The organism is Kitasatospora herbaricolor (genome assembly GCF_030813695.1).
Lineage (GTDB): Bacteria > Actinomycetota > Actinomycetes > Streptomycetales > Streptomycetaceae > Kitasatospora > Kitasatospora herbaricolor.
Genome location: NZ_JAUSVA010000002.1, coordinates 2,874,009 through 2,890,171 on the forward strand (window position 1 = coordinate 2,874,009; position 16,163 = coordinate 2,890,171).

Annotated in this window: 17 protein-coding genes; 6 read left to right on the forward strand and 11 right to left on the reverse strand. The window is 73.0% G+C overall.

Translation table 11 applies throughout. The features are described from left to right. The first annotated feature begins 27 nt into the window (after window positions 1-27). Window positions 28-1,059: a peptidoglycan-binding domain-containing protein gene (locus tag J2S46_RS12875; protein WP_191289095.1), complete on the forward strand. Its 1,032-nt coding sequence runs from the start codon at window positions 28-30 to the stop codon at window positions 1,057-1,059. A 98-nt stretch (window positions 1,060-1,157) separates the two neighbouring features. Here the strand turns inward: J2S46_RS12875 and J2S46_RS12880 are convergent, their stop codons facing one another. From J2S46_RS12880 to J2S46_RS12895, 4 genes are all read right to left on the reverse strand, one after another. Then, window positions 1,158-1,742 carry a TMEM165/GDT1 family protein gene (locus J2S46_RS12880; protein WP_229912457.1) on the reverse strand — a complete coding sequence of 195 codons (585 nt, stop codon included), beginning with the start codon at window positions 1,740-1,742 and terminating at the stop codon, window positions 1,158-1,160. A 210-nt stretch (window positions 1,743-1,952) separates the two neighbouring features. Continuing rightward, the gene (locus J2S46_RS12885; protein WP_229912459.1) at window positions 1,953-2,744 is read right to left on the reverse strand and encodes an ABC transporter permease; all 792 of its coding nucleotides are present in this window, start codon (window positions 2,742-2,744) and stop codon (window positions 1,953-1,955) included. A gap of 3 nt (window positions 2,745-2,747) precedes the next feature. Further along, on the reverse strand, window positions 2,748-4,361 hold the full coding sequence (locus tag J2S46_RS12890; protein ID WP_191289097.1) for a dolichyl-phosphate-mannose--protein mannosyltransferase: 1,614 nt from the start codon (window positions 4,359-4,361) through the stop codon (window positions 2,748-2,750). Window positions 4,362-4,555: 194 nt separating this feature from the next. Further along, a complete protein-coding gene (locus tag J2S46_RS12895; RefSeq protein WP_191289098.1) occupies window positions 4,556-5,845 on the reverse strand; it encodes an MFS transporter in 1,290 nt (429 codons plus the stop codon). 172 nt (window positions 5,846-6,017) lie between these two features. On the opposite strand from J2S46_RS12895, the gene J2S46_RS12900 reads away from it, so the two are divergent. After that, window positions 6,018-6,578: a MarR family winged helix-turn-helix transcriptional regulator gene (locus tag J2S46_RS12900; protein ID WP_190212184.1), complete on the forward strand. Its 561-nt coding sequence runs from the start codon at window positions 6,018-6,020 to the stop codon at window positions 6,576-6,578. 42 nt (window positions 6,579-6,620) lie between these two features. On the opposite strand, the gene J2S46_RS12905 is transcribed toward J2S46_RS12900, so the two are convergent. The 5 genes from J2S46_RS12905 to J2S46_RS12925 all read right to left on the reverse strand — a co-directional run bounded on the left by J2S46_RS12905 (window position 6,621) and on the right by J2S46_RS12925 (window position 11,529). After that, window positions 6,621-7,184 carry a SigE family RNA polymerase sigma factor gene (locus tag J2S46_RS12905; protein ID WP_191289099.1) on the reverse strand — a complete coding sequence of 188 codons (564 nt, stop codon included), beginning with the start codon at window positions 7,182-7,184 and terminating at the stop codon, window positions 6,621-6,623. Between the two features lie 199 nt (window positions 7,185-7,383). Then, the gene (locus tag J2S46_RS12910) at window positions 7,384-9,201 is read right to left on the reverse strand and encodes a glycosyl hydrolase family 18 protein (protein WP_191289100.1); all 1,818 of its coding nucleotides are present in this window, start codon (window positions 9,199-9,201) and stop codon (window positions 7,384-7,386) included. Window positions 9,202-9,509: 308 nt separating this feature from the next. Next, window positions 9,510-10,088 carry a Uma2 family endonuclease gene (locus tag J2S46_RS12915; protein WP_191289101.1) on the reverse strand — a complete coding sequence of 193 codons (579 nt, stop codon included), beginning with the start codon at window positions 10,086-10,088 and terminating at the stop codon, window positions 9,510-9,512. A gap of 120 nt (window positions 10,089-10,208) precedes the next feature. After that, window positions 10,209-10,829, reverse strand: coding sequence for an FxLYD domain-containing protein (locus tag J2S46_RS12920; protein ID WP_229912460.1), 621 nt, complete (start codon window positions 10,827-10,829; stop codon window positions 10,209-10,211). A 139-nt stretch (window positions 10,830-10,968) separates the two neighbouring features. Continuing rightward, window positions 10,969-11,529, reverse strand: a complete 561-nt coding sequence (locus J2S46_RS12925; protein WP_191289102.1) for a DoxX family protein — start codon at window positions 11,527-11,529, stop codon at window positions 10,969-10,971. Window positions 11,530-11,671: 142 nt separating this feature from the next. Here J2S46_RS12925 and J2S46_RS12930 point away from each other — a divergent pair, with 142 nt between their 5' ends. Both J2S46_RS12930 and J2S46_RS12935 read left to right on the forward strand, forming a co-directional pair. Further along, the gene (locus J2S46_RS12930) at window positions 11,672-11,995 is read left to right on the forward strand and encodes a barstar family protein (RefSeq protein ID WP_191289103.1); all 324 of its coding nucleotides are present in this window, start codon (window positions 11,672-11,674) and stop codon (window positions 11,993-11,995) included. A 42-nt stretch (window positions 11,996-12,037) separates the two neighbouring features. Then, window positions 12,038-12,670, forward strand: a complete 633-nt coding sequence (locus tag J2S46_RS12935) for a MarC family protein (RefSeq protein ID WP_191289104.1) — start codon at window positions 12,038-12,040, stop codon at window positions 12,668-12,670. 98 nt (window positions 12,671-12,768) lie between these two features. On the opposite strand, the gene J2S46_RS12940 is transcribed toward J2S46_RS12935, so the two are convergent. Both J2S46_RS12940 and J2S46_RS12945 read right to left on the reverse strand, forming a co-directional pair. Next, on the reverse strand, window positions 12,769-13,302 hold the full coding sequence (locus J2S46_RS12940; protein WP_191289105.1) for an NADPH-dependent FMN reductase: 534 nt from the start codon (window positions 13,300-13,302) through the stop codon (window positions 12,769-12,771). A 24-nt stretch (window positions 13,303-13,326) separates the two neighbouring features. Beyond that, window positions 13,327-13,761, reverse strand: coding sequence for an Lrp/AsnC family transcriptional regulator (locus J2S46_RS12945; RefSeq protein WP_191289106.1), 435 nt, complete (start codon window positions 13,759-13,761; stop codon window positions 13,327-13,329). Between the two features lie 249 nt (window positions 13,762-14,010). Between J2S46_RS12945 and J2S46_RS12950 the strand changes: the two genes are divergently transcribed. Both J2S46_RS12950 and kynU read left to right on the forward strand, forming a co-directional pair. Beyond that, window positions 14,011-14,841 (forward strand): tryptophan 2,3-dioxygenase, encoded by an 831-nt coding sequence (locus J2S46_RS12950; RefSeq protein ID WP_191289107.1) that lies wholly within the window; start codon window positions 14,011-14,013, stop codon window positions 14,839-14,841. Next, entirely contained in the window at window positions 14,838-16,115 is a 1,278-nt protein-coding gene (gene kynU, locus J2S46_RS12955; protein WP_229912462.1) for a kynureninase, read from the forward strand. The genes J2S46_RS12950 and kynU overlap by 4 nt, the downstream gene beginning before the upstream one ends. The last annotated feature ends 48 nt before the right edge of the window (window positions 16,116-16,163 follow it).

Genomic DNA, 16,163 nt, shown 5'->3' on the forward strand with positions numbered 1-16,163 from the left:
CCAACCCAGACCGAGGAGGACCGGCCGATGCCGGACCAGCACTGCCCCGCGTGCGGCGCCGTACGGACCGCCGGCGGCTGCGGATGCTCCTCGGACCTCTCCGACACGGCGGTGCTGCCGCACATCGAGGGGCCGCCGCTGGTCCGCCCCTACGTGCCGCGGGCCGTCGGGCAGGTCGGTGCGGAGGCCGGGACGGCCCCCGGGTACGACGCGTTCGGCCCCACCGGGGCCCCGCCGGCCACCGGCTACGACGACTTCGGCGGCCGGCCCGGCGCCGGCTACCGGACCACGCTGATGCCCCAGGCGCCGGCCTCGCCGCCGTACGGGCAGGTGCCCCCGCAGCCCGGACCCGCGCCGGACGAGTTGGGCCTCTTCGCGTTCGACAACACCCCCACCGTCCCGCAGGACGCTCCCGGCGGCGGCCGGGCCGGCCGACGGCGGGAGCAGCAGAGCCCGCTCGCCCGGCGCCGCGGGGCGATCCTGGCCGCGGGCGCCGGCGTGGTGGTCCTCGGCGTGGGGGCCGCCTTCCTGGCGTCGCCCTCGGGGAGCCCGGACCGGAAGGCGCTGCCCTCCCCTACCGCCGTCCTCACGCCGACCCTGACGGCGCCCACCGACCTGCCCAGCACCGGGCTCCCGAGCCCCAGCGCCGCGCCCGCCGAGTCCACCACGGCCGCGCCCTCCCCCAGCCGCCCCGCGAAGCCGAGCGGCAAGGCGTCCACCACGGCGGCCCCGACCACCGAGGCCGCGCCGCCGGCGCCGGCCGCACCGGCCCCGACGACGCCCGCCGGCACGCCCAGCCCGTCCCCGAGCCCGTCCCCGACCGTCCGGATCCTGGAGCGGGACATGAAGGGCGACGACGTCAAGGTGATGCAGCAGCTGCTGGTCACCGAGAGCTGCGGGACGGTCGACAAGTCGCTGATATCCGGCACCTTCGACTGGTGGACCGAGTTCGTCCTGAAGGCGTTCCAGGAGAACCACAAGCCCTCCCTCAAGAGCGAGTCGGGCAAGTACGGCCCGAGGACCAGGGCCGCCCTGGAGACCGCACCGCCCGACTGCTGAGCGGCTCCGGCCCACCGGCCGGACCCGCCCCGCCGGAGCCCGCCGGTGCCCCGATCAGCCCCTCACGGCCCTGAGGGGCAAGACCCGCACGGCCCTGATCAGCCGGTCACGGCCTTGAACAGGCTGAACCCGCCCATCAGCAGCATCACGCCGGCCGCCACCCGGACGATCACCTTCATCGGCACGTACTGCAGCAGCTTCTGCCCGCCCGCGATGGCGATCCCGCCGACGGCGCAGAGCGCCAGCCAGGCGCCCAGGCCCACGGCCAGCGGGTCGTCGTACTTGGCGGCCAGGTTGGCGGTCATGATCTGGGTGAGGTCACCGAACTCGGCCACCGCGACCACCGCGAAGCTGGCCCCGGCGACCTTCCAGAAACTGTTCGAGGACGGCTCCTTCGCGGCGTGGCCCTCCTCCTCCCCGCCGTGGTGGAAGAGCAGCATCGCGGCGCCGGCCAGGAACAGCAGGCCGGTGACGCCCTCCACCCAGCGCTGCGGCAGCAGGGCGAGCAGCTGGCCGGCGACCAGCGCCAGGCCCACCATGACGGCCATCGCGGCCGCGACGCCGGCGAAGACGTAACTCGCGCGGTAACGGGTGCCGAGCACAAGACTGGCCAGGGCCGTCTTGTCCGGCAGTTCGGCGAGGAAGACGATGCCGAAGGTGATGGCGAGAACGGTCAGACTCACGAGGTCAGGATTCCCTAGATCGGGCTGTCCGGCCTCAGCAGCTCCGTCAGGGGACGCCTCGGCCCGACAGCGCTGGTTGGTAGGCACAGCACTGCGGCCGAAGGTCTCGCCGGCACCCGGACCTGCCGGGTACCCCGGGCGCCGGGCCCCGTGAGGAGCCAGTATGTCGACGGTCCGGTGGAGGGCTACTCCCCTTCAACGTCACCGAGTCTACCCGACCGTCCCCGGGGGCCCGGCGGCCACCAGCCCCCGGCCGACCAGTTCCAGCACGGCCACGATCGCCACCGACTCCACCAGCAGCAGGGCGACCAGCACGAACAGCTGCACCGCGCCGGCCTGCACGGGAGAGGCACCGCCGAGCAGCATCCCGACCAAGGCGCCGGGCAGGGTGACCAGCCCGACCGTACGGGTCTGGTCCAGCACCGGGACGAGCGAGGTCGCGGCGGCGGTCCGGCAGATCTCCAGCCGGGCGTCCCGCTCCTCCAGCCCCAGCGCCAGCGCGGCCTCCACCTCGCCGTGCCGCTGGCGCAGCTCGTCCAGGGCGCGGCGGCCGGCCAGCGAGGTGGCGGTCAGCGCGCCGCCGATCAGGATGCCCGCCACCGGGATCACCGCCAGCCCCCGGGCCGGGAGCAGCCCGGTGGCCAGCAGCAGCGTCAGGACGGGCAGCACCGCGACGCCGACCGGCACGGCGGCCCAGACCCAGGCGGGCCCGTCGGTGATCCGCCGGCCCGCCGTCCGGACGGCGACGGCGAACATCAGCAGCACGAACAGCGCGGACGTCCAGAGCGAGCCGACCACCCAGGCGATGACCAGCGCGACGAGCGCGAGCTGCAGCACCGCCCGCCCGCCGGCCCGCAGCACCGCGTGCCCGTACCCGAGCAGCCCCCGGCCGGCCACCGCGACGGCGGCCGCGAGCAGCACGGCGATCCCCACCCCCAGCGCCGGGGTGACGGGCAGCAGCTGACCGCCGGCGGCGAGGGCCCGGCCGGCCGGGGGCGTCACCGGTCAGATCCAGCTGGTGAACCACATCCGGTCCTGCCAGTCCGTCATCGGGAACACCTCCGCCGTGTACAGGGGGTAGAAGTACGCGAAGCAGGCCATCACGGCGAGCACGATCACCCCGGCCCCGGCGGCGCCGATCCGGCGGCGTTCGGGCGAGCAGCCGGGCGGGCCGAGCATCGCGCCGAGCATCTGGGCCACCGCCAGGCACAGGAAGGGCACCAGCACCACCATGTAGAACGAGAAGATCGTCCGCTCCTGGTAGCGGAACCACGGCAGATAGATGCCGGCGACGGCGCAGAGCACCGCGCCCGAGCGCCAGTCCCGGCGGAAGAACCAGCGCCAGAGCAGGTAGACCAGCGCGAAGCAGGCCGCCCACCAGAGCACGGGGGTACCGAGGCCGAGGATCTGGCTGGCGCAGCCGCCGGCCGCCGTGCAGCCCTTCTGGCCCTGCGGCAGTTGCTCCCAGTACATCGAGACCGGACGGCCCTGGACCAGCCAGCTCCACGGGTTGGACTGGTAGGTGTGCGGGGTGCTCAGGCCGGTGTTGAAGTCCCACATCTGCGAGTGGTAGTGCCACCAGCCGCGCAGCGCGGCAGGCACCCAGGTCATGTCCACCTGCGGCAGCGACACGCCGAACAGCTTCTCGGTGGAGAGCCCGGCCCGGCCGTCCGCCCAGTGCCGGTTGTAGCCGCCGTCGGTGGCGAACCAGCCGCTCCAGGACGCCAGGTAGACCACCGCGGCCGAGCCCACCGTGGCGAGCAGGGCCGGGCCGGCGTCGCGGCGCAGCATCGAGCGGTACGGGTGGCGGGCGCCGGCCCAGCGGCGGCGGGAGGCGTCCCACAGGACGGTCAGCAGGCCGAAGGCGGCCAGGATCGTCAGGCCGTTCCACTTGGTGGCGCAGGCGGCGCCGAGCAGCACCCCGGCGGCGATCCGCCAGGGCCGCAGGCCCAGCCTGGCGCGGTCGCCGTCCGGCCGGCCGCCGTCCGGCCCCGGGGCGAGTCGGGCCCGGGCGTGGTCGCGGTCGACCAGCAGGCAGCCGAAGGCGCCGAGGACGAAGGCCATCTGGACGCCGTCGAGCAGGCTGACCCGGCTCATCACGAACTGCAGGCCGTCGACGGACATCAGCAGGGCGGCGGTGCAGCCGATCAGGGTGGAGCCGAACAGCCGGCGCCCGATCCGGGCCAGCATCAGCACGGTGAGGGTGCCGAGCAGCGCGGTCATGAAACGCCAGCCGAACGGGTGCAGGCCGAACAGCTGCTCGCCGAGCGCGATCACCCACTTGCCGAGCGGCGGATGGGCGATGAACTCCGGTGCGGGGGTCAGCGGGATGCGCTGCGGGACGCCGAGGACGTCGGCGTTGGCGCTGTCCGGCCAGACGCCCTCGTACCCCTGCCGGAGCAGGGACCAGGCGTCCTTCGGGTAGTAGGTCTCGTCGAAGACGAAGGCGTTGGGGTAGCCCAGCCGCCAGAACCTGAGCAGTCCGGCGAACAGGGCCACCGCGATCGGCCCCAGCCAGCCGGACCGGGCGACGGCCCAGGACACCAGCCCCCGCCGGGCCGGTTCGGGGCCCGCGGGGGCTGCCGGTGCCGGGGTGTGCGTGACTACCGCTTGTGTCATTGCCTCGCCGATTCGCTCACTCGCCTGCTCGGCCCAGGGCACTCCCGGCCCCGTGCCAACAGCGACTGACACTATGTGGCTCCCGGCGCGAAACCAAGCGTGTCGGGCCTGCGGGCGGCGATCGTCCGCGAACCCCGGGAACGCGCCGCGGTGCCCCGGGACGCGCCCGGGGCACCGCGGGCCCGCCCCGGCGGTCAGGCCGCGGTCTGCAGCTCCCGGACGTCGGCGAAGTGCGGCGCCGCCTGACGGGCGTTGTCCTGAGCCGGGGTCAGGTGACCGCGCAGCCGCAGGGCCATGACGACGATCAGCAGGGTGCAGAGGGCCATCGCGGCCAGGTACAGCGGCCAGGTGCCGGAACCGACCAGCAGGACGCCGACGGCCGGACCGACCGCGACGGCGATCTGCTTCACCAGGGCGTAGCCGGCGTTGTAGGTGCCGAGCAGCCGCGCGGGTGCCAGATCGGCGACGATCGGGCCCAGGGTGGGCGCCAGCAGCGACTCCCCGACGCCGAACAGCGCGTAGATCGAGACGATCGAGACCGTCGCGGCCAGAGCCTCGGCCCGGACCAGTCCGGCCACCAGGGCCATCGTCCAGGCGCCGAGCCAGACCAGGCCGGCGGCGGCCATCGCGGTGGTCCGCCGGCGGCGGGCGGTGATCCGTACGACGAACATCTGCAGCACCACGATGGTCAGCGCGTTGGCGCCGATGGCCAGGCCCAGGGTCGAGGGCGCCACGCCGACGGTGTCGGTGGCGAAGGCCGCGACGCCGGACTCGAACTGGCCGTAGCAGGTGAAGAAGATCAGCGCGGCGAGCACGCAGAGCCGCAGCATCGCCTTGTCGGCGACCAGCGCGCGCAGCCCGCTCGGGCCGGACCGCCCGCCCACCGGCGCGGGCTCGGCGGCCGGGATCCGGGCGCTGCCGGCGACCAGGCCCATCGCCAGCAGCGCGGCCGCCTCGATGGTGAACAGGGTGGTGAGGCTGCCCGGGACGGCGACGTCCACGATCTGCCCGCCGATCAGCGCGCCGATGCCCATGCCCAGGTTGACCAGGGTGAACTGGAGCGCGAAGGCGTGCGAGCGGGTGGCCCTGGTGGAGCTGCGCACGATCATGGTGGCGAGCGCGGGCTGGCAGGTGGTGAAGCCGGCCCCGAACAGGAACGAGAAGAGGATCAGCTCGGGGGTGCCGGTGGCCCGCCCGAAGGCGAAGGCGCCGATGGCCGCGACGGCGGCGCCGACCAGCAGCACCGGACGCGGGCCGTAGCGGTCGATGCCCCGCCCGGTGAGCGGCAGCACGGCGAGCGCGGCCAGCGCGAAGACGGTGAACACCATCCCGGCGGCGAGCGAGCCGAGGCCGCGCACCTGGTCCACGTAGACGAACATGTACGGCATCGTGAATCCGCTGCCGAACGCGCTGAGCGCGTTGCCGATCTGGACGCGGCGCAGCGGGCCGCCCGCCCCTTGACGCCGCTGCCTCTGCTGCTTCACCGTGCCGGTCACCGTGCACACCCTTTCCCTGGAGCCCGCTCCGGACCTCTCCGGCTGGACTTTCGCTGGATACGCTTAACTGCGCAAGATTTCAGAGCTAAACTCTAAGGACCGGAAGTCTCTCGTGTCAAAGGCTTAAACAGTGCACCCCGCACGTGCGACACTGGTCCCCATGAGCGCACGCAAGCCCGAGCCGCCCGCCGCCGGCGAGCTGGGGATCTCCGAGCAGGTGGCCGTCTACCAGCGGGAGTTCCCGCTCGTGGACCCTCAGGTCGAGACCATCGTGCAGACCCTCTCCCGGGTCACCCGGCGGATGAACGTGGCCTACACCCGGCAGCTGACTGTGCTCGGAATCACCTCCGCCGACTGGGAGGTGCTCAAGGCCCTGGTGATCGCCGGCAGCCCGTACCGGCTCGGCCCCGGCGACCTGGCCAAGCGGCTCGGCCTCACCCCCGCCGCGATGACCCACCGGATCGACCGGATGGTCGCCGAGGACCTGGTCACCCGGGAGCGGGACGAGAGCAACCGGGTCCGGGTGATCATCGAGCTGACCGAGAACGGCCGCGACAAGTGGCTGGAGTCGATGCGGATGGCCGCCGTCTTCGAGGAGGAGCTCCTCCAGGACGTGGTCGGCGAGGAGCGCGCGGTGCTCTCCGGCATGCTCGGGCGGATGCTGCGCCGGATCGAGGAGAGCCAGCCGGACGCCCTCGGCCGCACGGACGACCTGGACTGACCTTCCGCACGTGAACGGCCCGCCCCGGCCTGGGCGGGCCGTTCACGTGCGGCGGGCGGACGGACGGGTCAGGAGCGCCAGGCACAGGACGGCTGCCGATTCCTCGCCGAGCCGCGCCCGCATCCGCGCCGGTGCCCGGCTGCTGCGGGAGCGGACGGCGGTGGGGCTGAGGTGCAGCGCGGCGGCCGTCTCCTCCACGCTGCGGTCCTCCCGGAACCGCAGCACCAGCACCGCCCGGTCCACCGCGGCGAGTTCGCCCAGCGCCCGCAGCAGGGTCAGCCGCAGCGCCGGGTCCGGGTCGCTGACGCCGGCCTCGGGGATGCTGTCGGTCGCCCGCTCCGTGCTGCTGCGCCGCCGCCGGTACGACAGGAAGGTGTTGGCCAGGACGGTCTGCGCGTACCCGGCCGGGTTCTCCATGCGTGAGATCCTGCGCCACTTCCCGTACACCCGCCCGAGCGCCTCCTGCACGAGGTCCTCGGCGAGGTGCGCGTCACCGCCGGTCAGCAGGAACGCCGTCCTGAGCAGGTGCCGCCCCCGCGCCGCGACGAAGGCGGGGAACTCCAGTGGCTCCCGCGACGCCGTGCCCTTGCCCGTTGTCTGCTCCATGCCCCTATAACGCGACGGACGGCCTGTCATGTGGCAGGCCGTCCGTCGTGCATCACTGCCGGGCCGGGGCCGGACAGCCCTCCGGCCCGCCGGGAGAAGTCCCAGCGGGCCGGATTCGCGGACGTCCGGGGTGGCCCGTCCGAGGGGGATTCATCGTGGTGCGGGCTCCGTCAAGCGCCCTTCACTCAGCTACGTGTCGTCAGCAGGCGCCGTTGTCGGTCCAGACGCCCCACTGGCCACTGAGGCTCGGGTCCTCGTTCGTGGTCCACCACTTGTTGGTGTAGTAGTGGCCCTTCCAGGAGACCTTGGTCGGGGTCGCGTAGACGGCCGAGGCGCTCCAGCTCGGGGCGGTGCAGGCACCCGAGGTGGCGGTGGCGGTCGGGGAGACCGTCGCCGTCGGGGAGGAGGTCGCGGTGGCGGTGGCGGTCGGCGACGCGGTGGTCGACGGGGTCACGGTCGGGGAGGCCGTGGCGGTCGGCGAGGCCGAGGTGGTCGGGCCGGCCGGGCAGTTCGCGGCGGAGCCGTCGGTGGCCGAGGCCATCTTGTCGAACAGCGCGGTCTGGGTGCCCATGTCGTACAGGGAGAAGGCGAAGGAGCCGCCGAGGCCGTTGCAGTGCGCGTAGTCGACCTTGGCCTGGATGGACTGGGCGTTCTCGCCGGACCAGAAGGTGGTGCCGTCGTAGAAGTACGCGGCCTTGGCCGTGTCGTCCCAGTAGGTCTTCGACGGGTTGTCGACGAAGCCCGCGAGCTCCTTGTACATCTGGATGCCGGGGACGCTGCCGGACATCGCCGCGCCGGCCGCCGGGCCGGTGGCGGTCTGGAAGAGGCCGTTCTTGCCGTTGTTCGGCACGCCGGTCCAGCCGCGGTAGTAGAACGGCACGCCCATGTTGATCTTCTTGGCGGGGAAGCCGCCGGGGATGCCGTACTGCGCGTCACCGACCGTGAAGGCCTTGATGGCGTTGTCGATCGAGTACTTGCCGGTGCCCGGGGTGACCGGGGTCATCGGGTCGTTCGGACCGGAGTAGATCGGGGCCTGGTGGTTCGTCGGGCCCTTCGCCTCCCAGCCGCCGTGCATGTCGTACGTCATGACGTCGAGGAAGGTGAGGTACTGACCGATCTTGTCGGTCTCCAGGTTCTTGATCTTGTCCTGGCCGGCGCCGACCGCCGCCGCCGTGGCGTAGGTCTTGCCGTCGGCCGCACCCTGCGCGTCGAGCTGGGTGCGCAGCTCCTTCAGCAGCAGGGTGAAGTTCTGCTTGTCGTTCGGGCTCTCGTGGTTGCCGAGGTGGCCGCCGCCGCCCGGGTACTCCCAGTCGATGTCGATGCCGTCGAAGATGCCGGCGGCCGAGCCCGCGCCGCCGTAGCCGGCGTCGACGGGCAGGTTGCCCTTGATGAACATGTCGATGCAGGACGAGACCAGCTTCTTGCGCGAGGCGTCCGTGGCGGCCGCGTCGGAGAAGTACTTGGAGTACGTCCACCCGCCGAGCGAGATGAGGACCTTGAGCTTGGGGTTCTTCGCCTTCAGCTTCTTCAGCTGGTTGAAGTTGCCCGCGATCGGCTGGCCCCAGGCGTCGCCGACGCCGTCGACCGAGATGTCCGGACCGAAGGACTTCTGGTAGTCCGCGAACGCGTCCGCCGCACCGTCACCCGCGCTGGGGTTGTTCTCGTCCTGCGAGGCCGCCTTGGTGGCCTGGAAACAGGAGAGCGTGGTGGGGTTGATGTTGGCGAAGTCGTAGATCAGGTAGTCCAGCTTGCCGGCCACGCCGGTGTCCTGAATCGTCTTCGGGTAGTACGCGTTGCCGTAGATCGACCACTGGTCGAAGTAGGCGACCTTGATACCGCCGGAGGTCGCCGGGGCGCCGGTGGTGTTGGTGGCGGCCGCGCTGGCGGTGCCGCCGGAGGTGAGCGCGAGGCCCGCGCCGAGCAGCAGGGACGCGGCGGTGCCGGCCGCGACCGCGACCAGGCTCTTCGGCCGCCGCCTGCGAACCGGCTCCTGGGCCGTGGGAACAGAGCGAAGCATGGGTGCGTGACTCCAGGGTTGTGGGGGCTCCGCCACAGCCCTGGCACGGTTCGCACGGGGTGGGGCCGCGCGACCAGGGACATGACAGAAGGGAATCGAGCTGGGGCATGCCTTGACGGACGCCGGGGTGCGCCGAACCGGCGCCAGAGGTCTGGACCTCCGACGCCGGCTCAGGGGCTCCCTGCACCTGGGGATTAAAATGGACTAGACCAACTCACGCGTCAAGAGGCCCGGTTGGCCCTTGAGCCGCCCTTAAGGTTGCCCGATTCCCCTCACCACATCTGACCTGCGGGTAAACCCTGGGAACCTTAGAGACGATCGATCTCTGTCAGGTCGATGTCGACCGGGAACGGCACCCCGACCTTCAGCCGGTCGTGGTGGATCCCGTTGACGGCGTACGTGTCCGTGGCCGGGTCAAGTTCGTAGACGTAGACCACCGGCCGGCGCCCCTCGGCCTTCTCCACCCGCCAGAAGTGCGGAATGCCGGCCTGCGCGTACTTGCGCGGCTTGGTGTCCCGGTCCCGCTCCACGGAGTCCGGCGACACCACCTCGACGGCGAGCACCACGGCGGACGCGGGGAACCCCGTCTCCTCCGCCTCCTCGGTCACGGCGTCGGCCCGCACGACCGAGAGGTCCGGCTCGGGCCGGTCCCGGCGGCCCAGCACCACGCTCATCTCCCGCACCACCCGCAACTCGGGCGGGGCCGTCGCTCGGAGGCCCTGCTCCAGCAGATACATGGCCAGCGAATGAAAGTACTTCTGCGGGCTCATGAAGACGAGGCTCCCGTCGATCAACTCCGTGTGCGGCGGGAGGCCGGGCATCCTGTCGAGGTCGTCGGCGGTGAACCCGCCCTCCGGCGGGATGAGCCAGTCAGGCACGGCAGTCATGGTTGCTCCCATATGCGAGATCCTCGCCGTCACAGCCAGCCTACCCACGCCCGCCGGCACGACATCCACCTCTTGGGGCGACCCGCGATCCGCGCGTTGACGTCCGGACCCGTCCCCGGGTCAGTACCGCACCGCCCGGGCGACCACGGCCTTGACGTCGCCCGAGAGGTCCCGGTTGCTGACGGCGGTGGCCTGCGCGCTCTGGCCCGCCGCCACCTCGGGGACGCTGACGACCGTGGCGTCCAGCACGTTGCCGGACTGGTCGGTGAAGTTGACCTGGACGCTGTAGCGGTAGGACTGCGACTGCCCGTTCTTCACCGTGAGCTGCACCTGGGCCCGCCCCTGCGAGTCGGTGGTGACGTCGCCGGCGGTCACATCACCCTGGGCCTCCAGACCGCCCTTCACACCCGCGAGCGCCGAGGAGGCGGCGGCCTCCGCCGAGGCGGCCGCCGAGGCGAACTCGGAGGCTCCCGAGGCCAGCGCCGACTGCGCCGCCGAAGCGCCGGAGGCCAGCGCGGACTGGGCCGCCGAGGCGGCCGCGGAGAGCGCCGACTGCGCCGCCGAGGCCACCGCCGACGCCGCCCCGCTCGGTGTGCTGTCCGAGGAGCAGCCGGCGAGGGCGGCCGTGCCGAGCGCCATCGCGGCCAGGGCGGCCGCCGCACCGGCCAGCGCGGCGCGAGGGCGCCGGACGGTGGGAGCGGAGGTGTCCTGACGGGTCGGGCGGGGCTGCTGACGCTCCATGATGTCCTCTTCTCTCCCGGGTCCTCCCGGGCCTGGTCCCCCGCGACCCGGGGCTCCCGGGCCGGTCGTTCGCGGTGCCACGGCGGTGCGCGGGTGTCCGCGGCGGTGCGCGGGCCGCCCCCGCCGGCCGCGGCCGGACTCAGGAGAGCCCGGCGCCCTCCTCGCCCGCGTCCATCGCGGCCCGCTCCTCGCGCAGCCGCATCACGTGCCGGCGGCGGGACACCACCGAGCAGGCCCCGAGGGCGCTGGCCACGAAGGCGACGACGCCGATCCAGGGGCGGTCCACCCGGTGCCCGAGCGCGTGGTCCAGCGAGTACCGGCCCGCCCCCGACAGCCCCAGCGACAGGCCGGCGGCGCCGAGCAGGGCGGGGTACTCGTAACCCCCGGCCGTGCTGAAGAACCCGGCCGGGGCGTGCACCGAGATCGCGCCCGCCATGGTGCCCGCCACGATCGCCCCGGCCGCCGGGGTGGCCAGCCCGGCCACCAGCATCGCCCCGCCGCCCGCCTCACCCAGGCCCGCGGCGATCGCGCTCCGCCGCCCGGGATGGAAGCCCATGTGCTCCATGGCCTGCGTGGTGCCCTCCAGCCCCCCGCCGCCGAACCAGCCGAACAGCTTCTGCGTGCCGTGCGCGATGAGCACCCCGCCCACCGCGCCGCGCAGGGCGAGCAGACCGAGATCCTTGCGATTGAGACAGGTCATGTCGGGCCTCTGTTCGTACGGCTGATGATCCTGCTGCCCATCCCAGCCCAAAGGTCGGCCCGGTTCGACCCGGCGCCGCCATCCGGGCGAAGATCGTGGTGCGACCCGGACCCGCCGGGAGCGGCCGAGGACGGGGACCGGGATGACAGGGAACGAGACGGCGCAACCACCGCCCGAGCACCACCTGGACGGCTCCCGGATCACCGACCGGGCGAGCTGCTACGCCGCCCTCGGCGAGGCCGTCAACGGCCCCGGCGGCTACTACGGCAGCAACCTGGACGCGCTCGCCGACTGCCTGCGCGGGGGTTTCGGCGCGGAGCCGCCGTTCACCCTGGTCTGGCACGACGCGGCGGCGGCCCGCCGGCGGCTGACCGGTCCTGCGGTGATCGGCGGGCACGAGCTGAGCTACTTCGAGGCGGTGCTCGACACCCTGCGCGCGGGCGGCGTCACCGTGCTGCTCCGCTGAGCCTCTGCTGCGCGGGAGCCCGGCTGCGGTAAGGCTGGGGCCATGTACGTCTTCGATCTCAGCAGTGCCTTCATCGCGTTCTTCGCGGTGGTCGGGCCGCCCAAGGTCCTGCTGTCCTTCGCCCAGCTGGGGACCGGCCGCAGCACCGGCTACCTGCGCCGGCTGGCTCTGTGGAGCTCGCTGGTCGCCGCCGTCGTCGGCGGGGTGATGGCGTACATCGCGGACTTCGTCACCACGCTGTTCCACGTCAGCGACCAGTCGCTGCAGCTGGCCGGCGGGACGATCTTCTTCATCTACGCGGTGGCGCTGGTCCTCGGCATCCACCTGGGCGGCGGCGACTCGGACGACGAGCACCTGGCGAACCCGATGGTGGACGGCATCCGCGCGTTGCTGCTGCCCTACATCGCCAGCCCGCTGGCCATGACGGGCGTCCTGATCGGGTCGCTCAGCAAGGACACCTGGGGCTGGCACACCACCGTGGCCGTGGCCTACCTCGCGGTGGTGGCGATCAACTGCGTCTGCGTACTGCTGCTGGCCCCGCTGCTGCAGCGAAGCCGGCGGACCTCGCTGGAACTGCTCTCCCGGCTGCTCGGACTGCTGCTCGCCGCGGTCGGCGTGGAGCTGTTCCTGAACGGGCTGGCCGAGCTGGGCGTGCACATGGCCGTGGGCCATTGAGCGGGCGGGCGCCCGGGCGGGCCCGGTCCGCCGGGGCGCGGACACCCCGGCGGCCGGCGACGGGCGGAGCGCCGCTCCGGCGGCCGCCCGCGGGAGGATCAGCCGGCCGTGAGCAGCGCCAGCACCCGGGCGATCTCCGCGCGGGCCCCGGGGTCGGTGATCACACCGTCCGGGCCGACCACCGCGCGGTCCACCGGTACGGCGGCGCAGGCCTCCTCCAGCACGGCCGCGCCCGTGTAGCCCAGCACCAGGCGCAGGGTGGCCTCGGCGCCGAGGCCGCGGCCGGGGTTGGCCGCGTTGATCCAGGCCGTCGGCTTGTCGGAGATCTCGACGCCGCCGACGGTCCAGTCCAGCAGGTTCTTGAAGGATCCCGGCAGGGTGCCCGCGTACTCGGGGGTGCAGACCAGGATCGCGTCGGCGGCCGCGACGGCCGCGCGCAGCTCGGCGACCGGGGCCGGCAGCGGGTCGGCGTCGTCGTCCGGGTTGAAGTGCGGCAGCCCGGCCAGCCCTTCGTACAGCGTGGTGGTGACCCCCTCGGGGGCCAGGTCGGCGGCGGTGCGCAGCACGATCTCGTTGGAGGAGCCGGTGCGCAGACTCCCTGGCAGCAGCAGGACATGACGGTTCGTCGGCATGCCGGTCAACCTACCCGGCGGCCCTCAGGGGGCAACCACGGGCCGCCAGGGGACGGGACTGGAGAGGATCATCGAGCTGGCGGGTTGCCCGTACCCCGCCAGCCGGTCGATCAGCGCCTCGAACTGCGCCATCGCGGGCACCGCGACCAGCAGGGCGCAGCAGGCGCCGCCGGTCACCCGGTGCAGTTGCAGCACCTCGGGCCAGTCGGCCACCTCGGGGTCGCGGAGCAGGCAGCGCGGCCCGTAGCACTGGATCTGGACCAGCGCGGTGACCGGCAGGCCGGCCTTCGCGAGGTCGACGTGGGCGTGGTACCCGCTGATCACGCCGTCGGCCTCCAGCCGGCGGACACGCTCGGCGACGGCCGGCGGGGAGAGGCTGACCCGGCGGGACAGCTCGTTGTAGGAGAGCCGGGCGTCGGCCTGCAGTTCGGCGAGCAGCCGGCGGTCGACGGTGTCCATGATGGCTCCCTGCTGGTCGTGGTGGCCGGGGTGCCACCGGTGTGTCGGACGGGACGGAAGGGACGGTTTGCGTTCCTGAAGCCGAAAGGTCGAAAGACCATGCGATCGCAAGGCCCGACCGCCGATCCGGTGTCCGGAGCCCATTCAAGAGCGGGCAGGGCCGGCCGCACAATAGGTCCGCCCGGCCGGGACGGACCGGAGGCGCGGAAAGACCCGGCGCAGGGCGGGCTGTCAGGAAGGACCGGAAACATGGGGCACGACGCGGTGAGCACACCCAACCTGTCGTTCGGACGGGAGGAGGAGCCCGGCAGCGGGACGCCGTACGCGCGGTACGTCCGGCTGGAGGAGCTGCACAGCCTGCAGCACCCGCGCAGCAAGGTGCCGGCCGAGCTCTCCTTCATCATCACCACCCAGGTGATGGAACTGCTCTTCGACCTGCTCCGGCACGAGTGGACGCTGGCCCAGCAGGCCCTGCGCGAGGACGAGGTGCCGGCCGCCCTGGCGGCGCTGCGGCGCGGCACCCACGTGCAGGACGTGCTGGTGAACTCCTGGGACCTGCTCGCCACCATGACCCCGCGGGAGTTCGGCTCCTTCCGCGAGGTGCTCGGCGAGGCCTCGGGCTTCCAGTCCTCCGCCTTCCTGCGCCTGGAGTTCCTGCTCGGCAACAAGAGCGAGCACCTGCTGCGGATGTACGAGGAGGTGCCCGCCACGCACCAGGAGCTGGCCGGCGCGCTGCGGGCCCCGAGCCTGTACGACGACGTGCTGGCGTTGCTCGCGCGGCGCGGCCTGGCCGTCCCCCACGAGCCCTCGGCCCAGCGCTACCAGCCGCTGCCGCAGGTGCAGGAGGCCTGGCACCGGGTGTACACCGAGCCCGCGTACGCCGACCTGGCGGGCCTCGGCGAGGCACTGCTCGACGCGGCCGAGCGGGTCACCCGCTGGCGGCAGAAGCACTACTCGGCGGTCAAGCGCTCGATGGGCGACAAGCCCGGCACCGGCGGGTCCAGCGGCCTGACCTGGCTGAAGCGCTCCGCCGAGCAGGACGTCTTCCCCGAACTGTGGACCGTGAGGAACGAACTGTGAGCATCGGACCCGACGACACCCGGCTCTCCGGCGGCCGGCCCGGCACCACCCGGGCGCAGTGCGAGGCCCTGGACGCGGCGGACCCGCTGGCGGGGTTCCGCGCCGACTTCACCCTGCCCGAGAAGGGCGTCTACCTGGACGGCAACTCGCTCGGCGCGCTGCCGGTGCGGACCGCGGAGCGGGTCCGCGAGGTGGTCGAGGAGGAGTGGGGCCGCGAGCTCATCCGCAGCTGGAACGACGCCGGCTGGTTCGAGCAGCCGTACCGCCTGGGCGGCCGGATCGCGCCGCTGGTCGGGGCGGCCGCCGGCCAGGTGGTGGTCTGCGACACCACCTCGGTGAACCTCTTCAAGGTGCTCGCGGCGGCCCTGCGGCTGCGGCCCGGCCGGCACACGGTGCTCGGCGACGGCGCGGCCTTCCCCACCGACCTCTACATCGCCGAGGGCGTGACCTCTCTGGCCGGGGGCGCTCGCAGCGTCCTGCTGCCCTCGACCGGCGCCGAGGAGCTGGAGCGGCACCTGGACGGCGACGTCGCGGCCGTCGTCCTCTCCCATGTCGACTACCGCACCGGCGAGTTGCTGGACATGGCGGCCATCACGGCCCAGGTCCGGGCGGCCGGCGCCCTGATGATCTGGGACGTCTGCCACTCGGTGGGCGCGCTGCCGGTCGAACTGGACGCCTGCGGAGCCGACTTCGCGGTCGGCTGCACCTACAAGTACCTGAACGGCGGCCCGGGCTCCCCCGCCTTCCTGTACGTCGCCGAGCGCCACCAGAGCGCCGCCGAGCAGCCGCTGAGCGGCTGGTTCGGACACGCCCGCCCGTTCGCCTTCGAGCCGGCGTACGCGCCGACCGGCGGCATCGGACGCTTCCTGACCAGCTCGCCCTCCCTGCTGGGGCAGGCCGCGCTGGGCGCCGGACTCGACGTCTGGGAGCGGGCCGACCTGCGGGCCGTCCGGGCCAAGAGCCTGGCCCTGACCGACCTGTTCATCTCGCTGGTCGAACCGCTGGACGGCATCGAGGTGGTGACGCCGCGCGAGCACGACCGCCGGGGCAGCCAGGTCGCGCTGCGGCACCGGGACGGGTACCCGGTGGTGCAGGCGCTGATCGAGCGCGGGGTGATCGGCGACTTCCGGGCCCCCGACCTGATGCGCTTCGGGTTCACGCCGCTGTACGTCTCGTACACGCAGGTCTGGGACGCGGCACAGCAGTTGGCCGAGGTGCTGGAGTCCGGCGAGTGGCGCGAGGAGCGCTTCAACCGGCGCGGCGCGGTGACCTAGGCCACCGCCACCGACAGGGGCCCTTATATGACGGATCATCATTTCGTA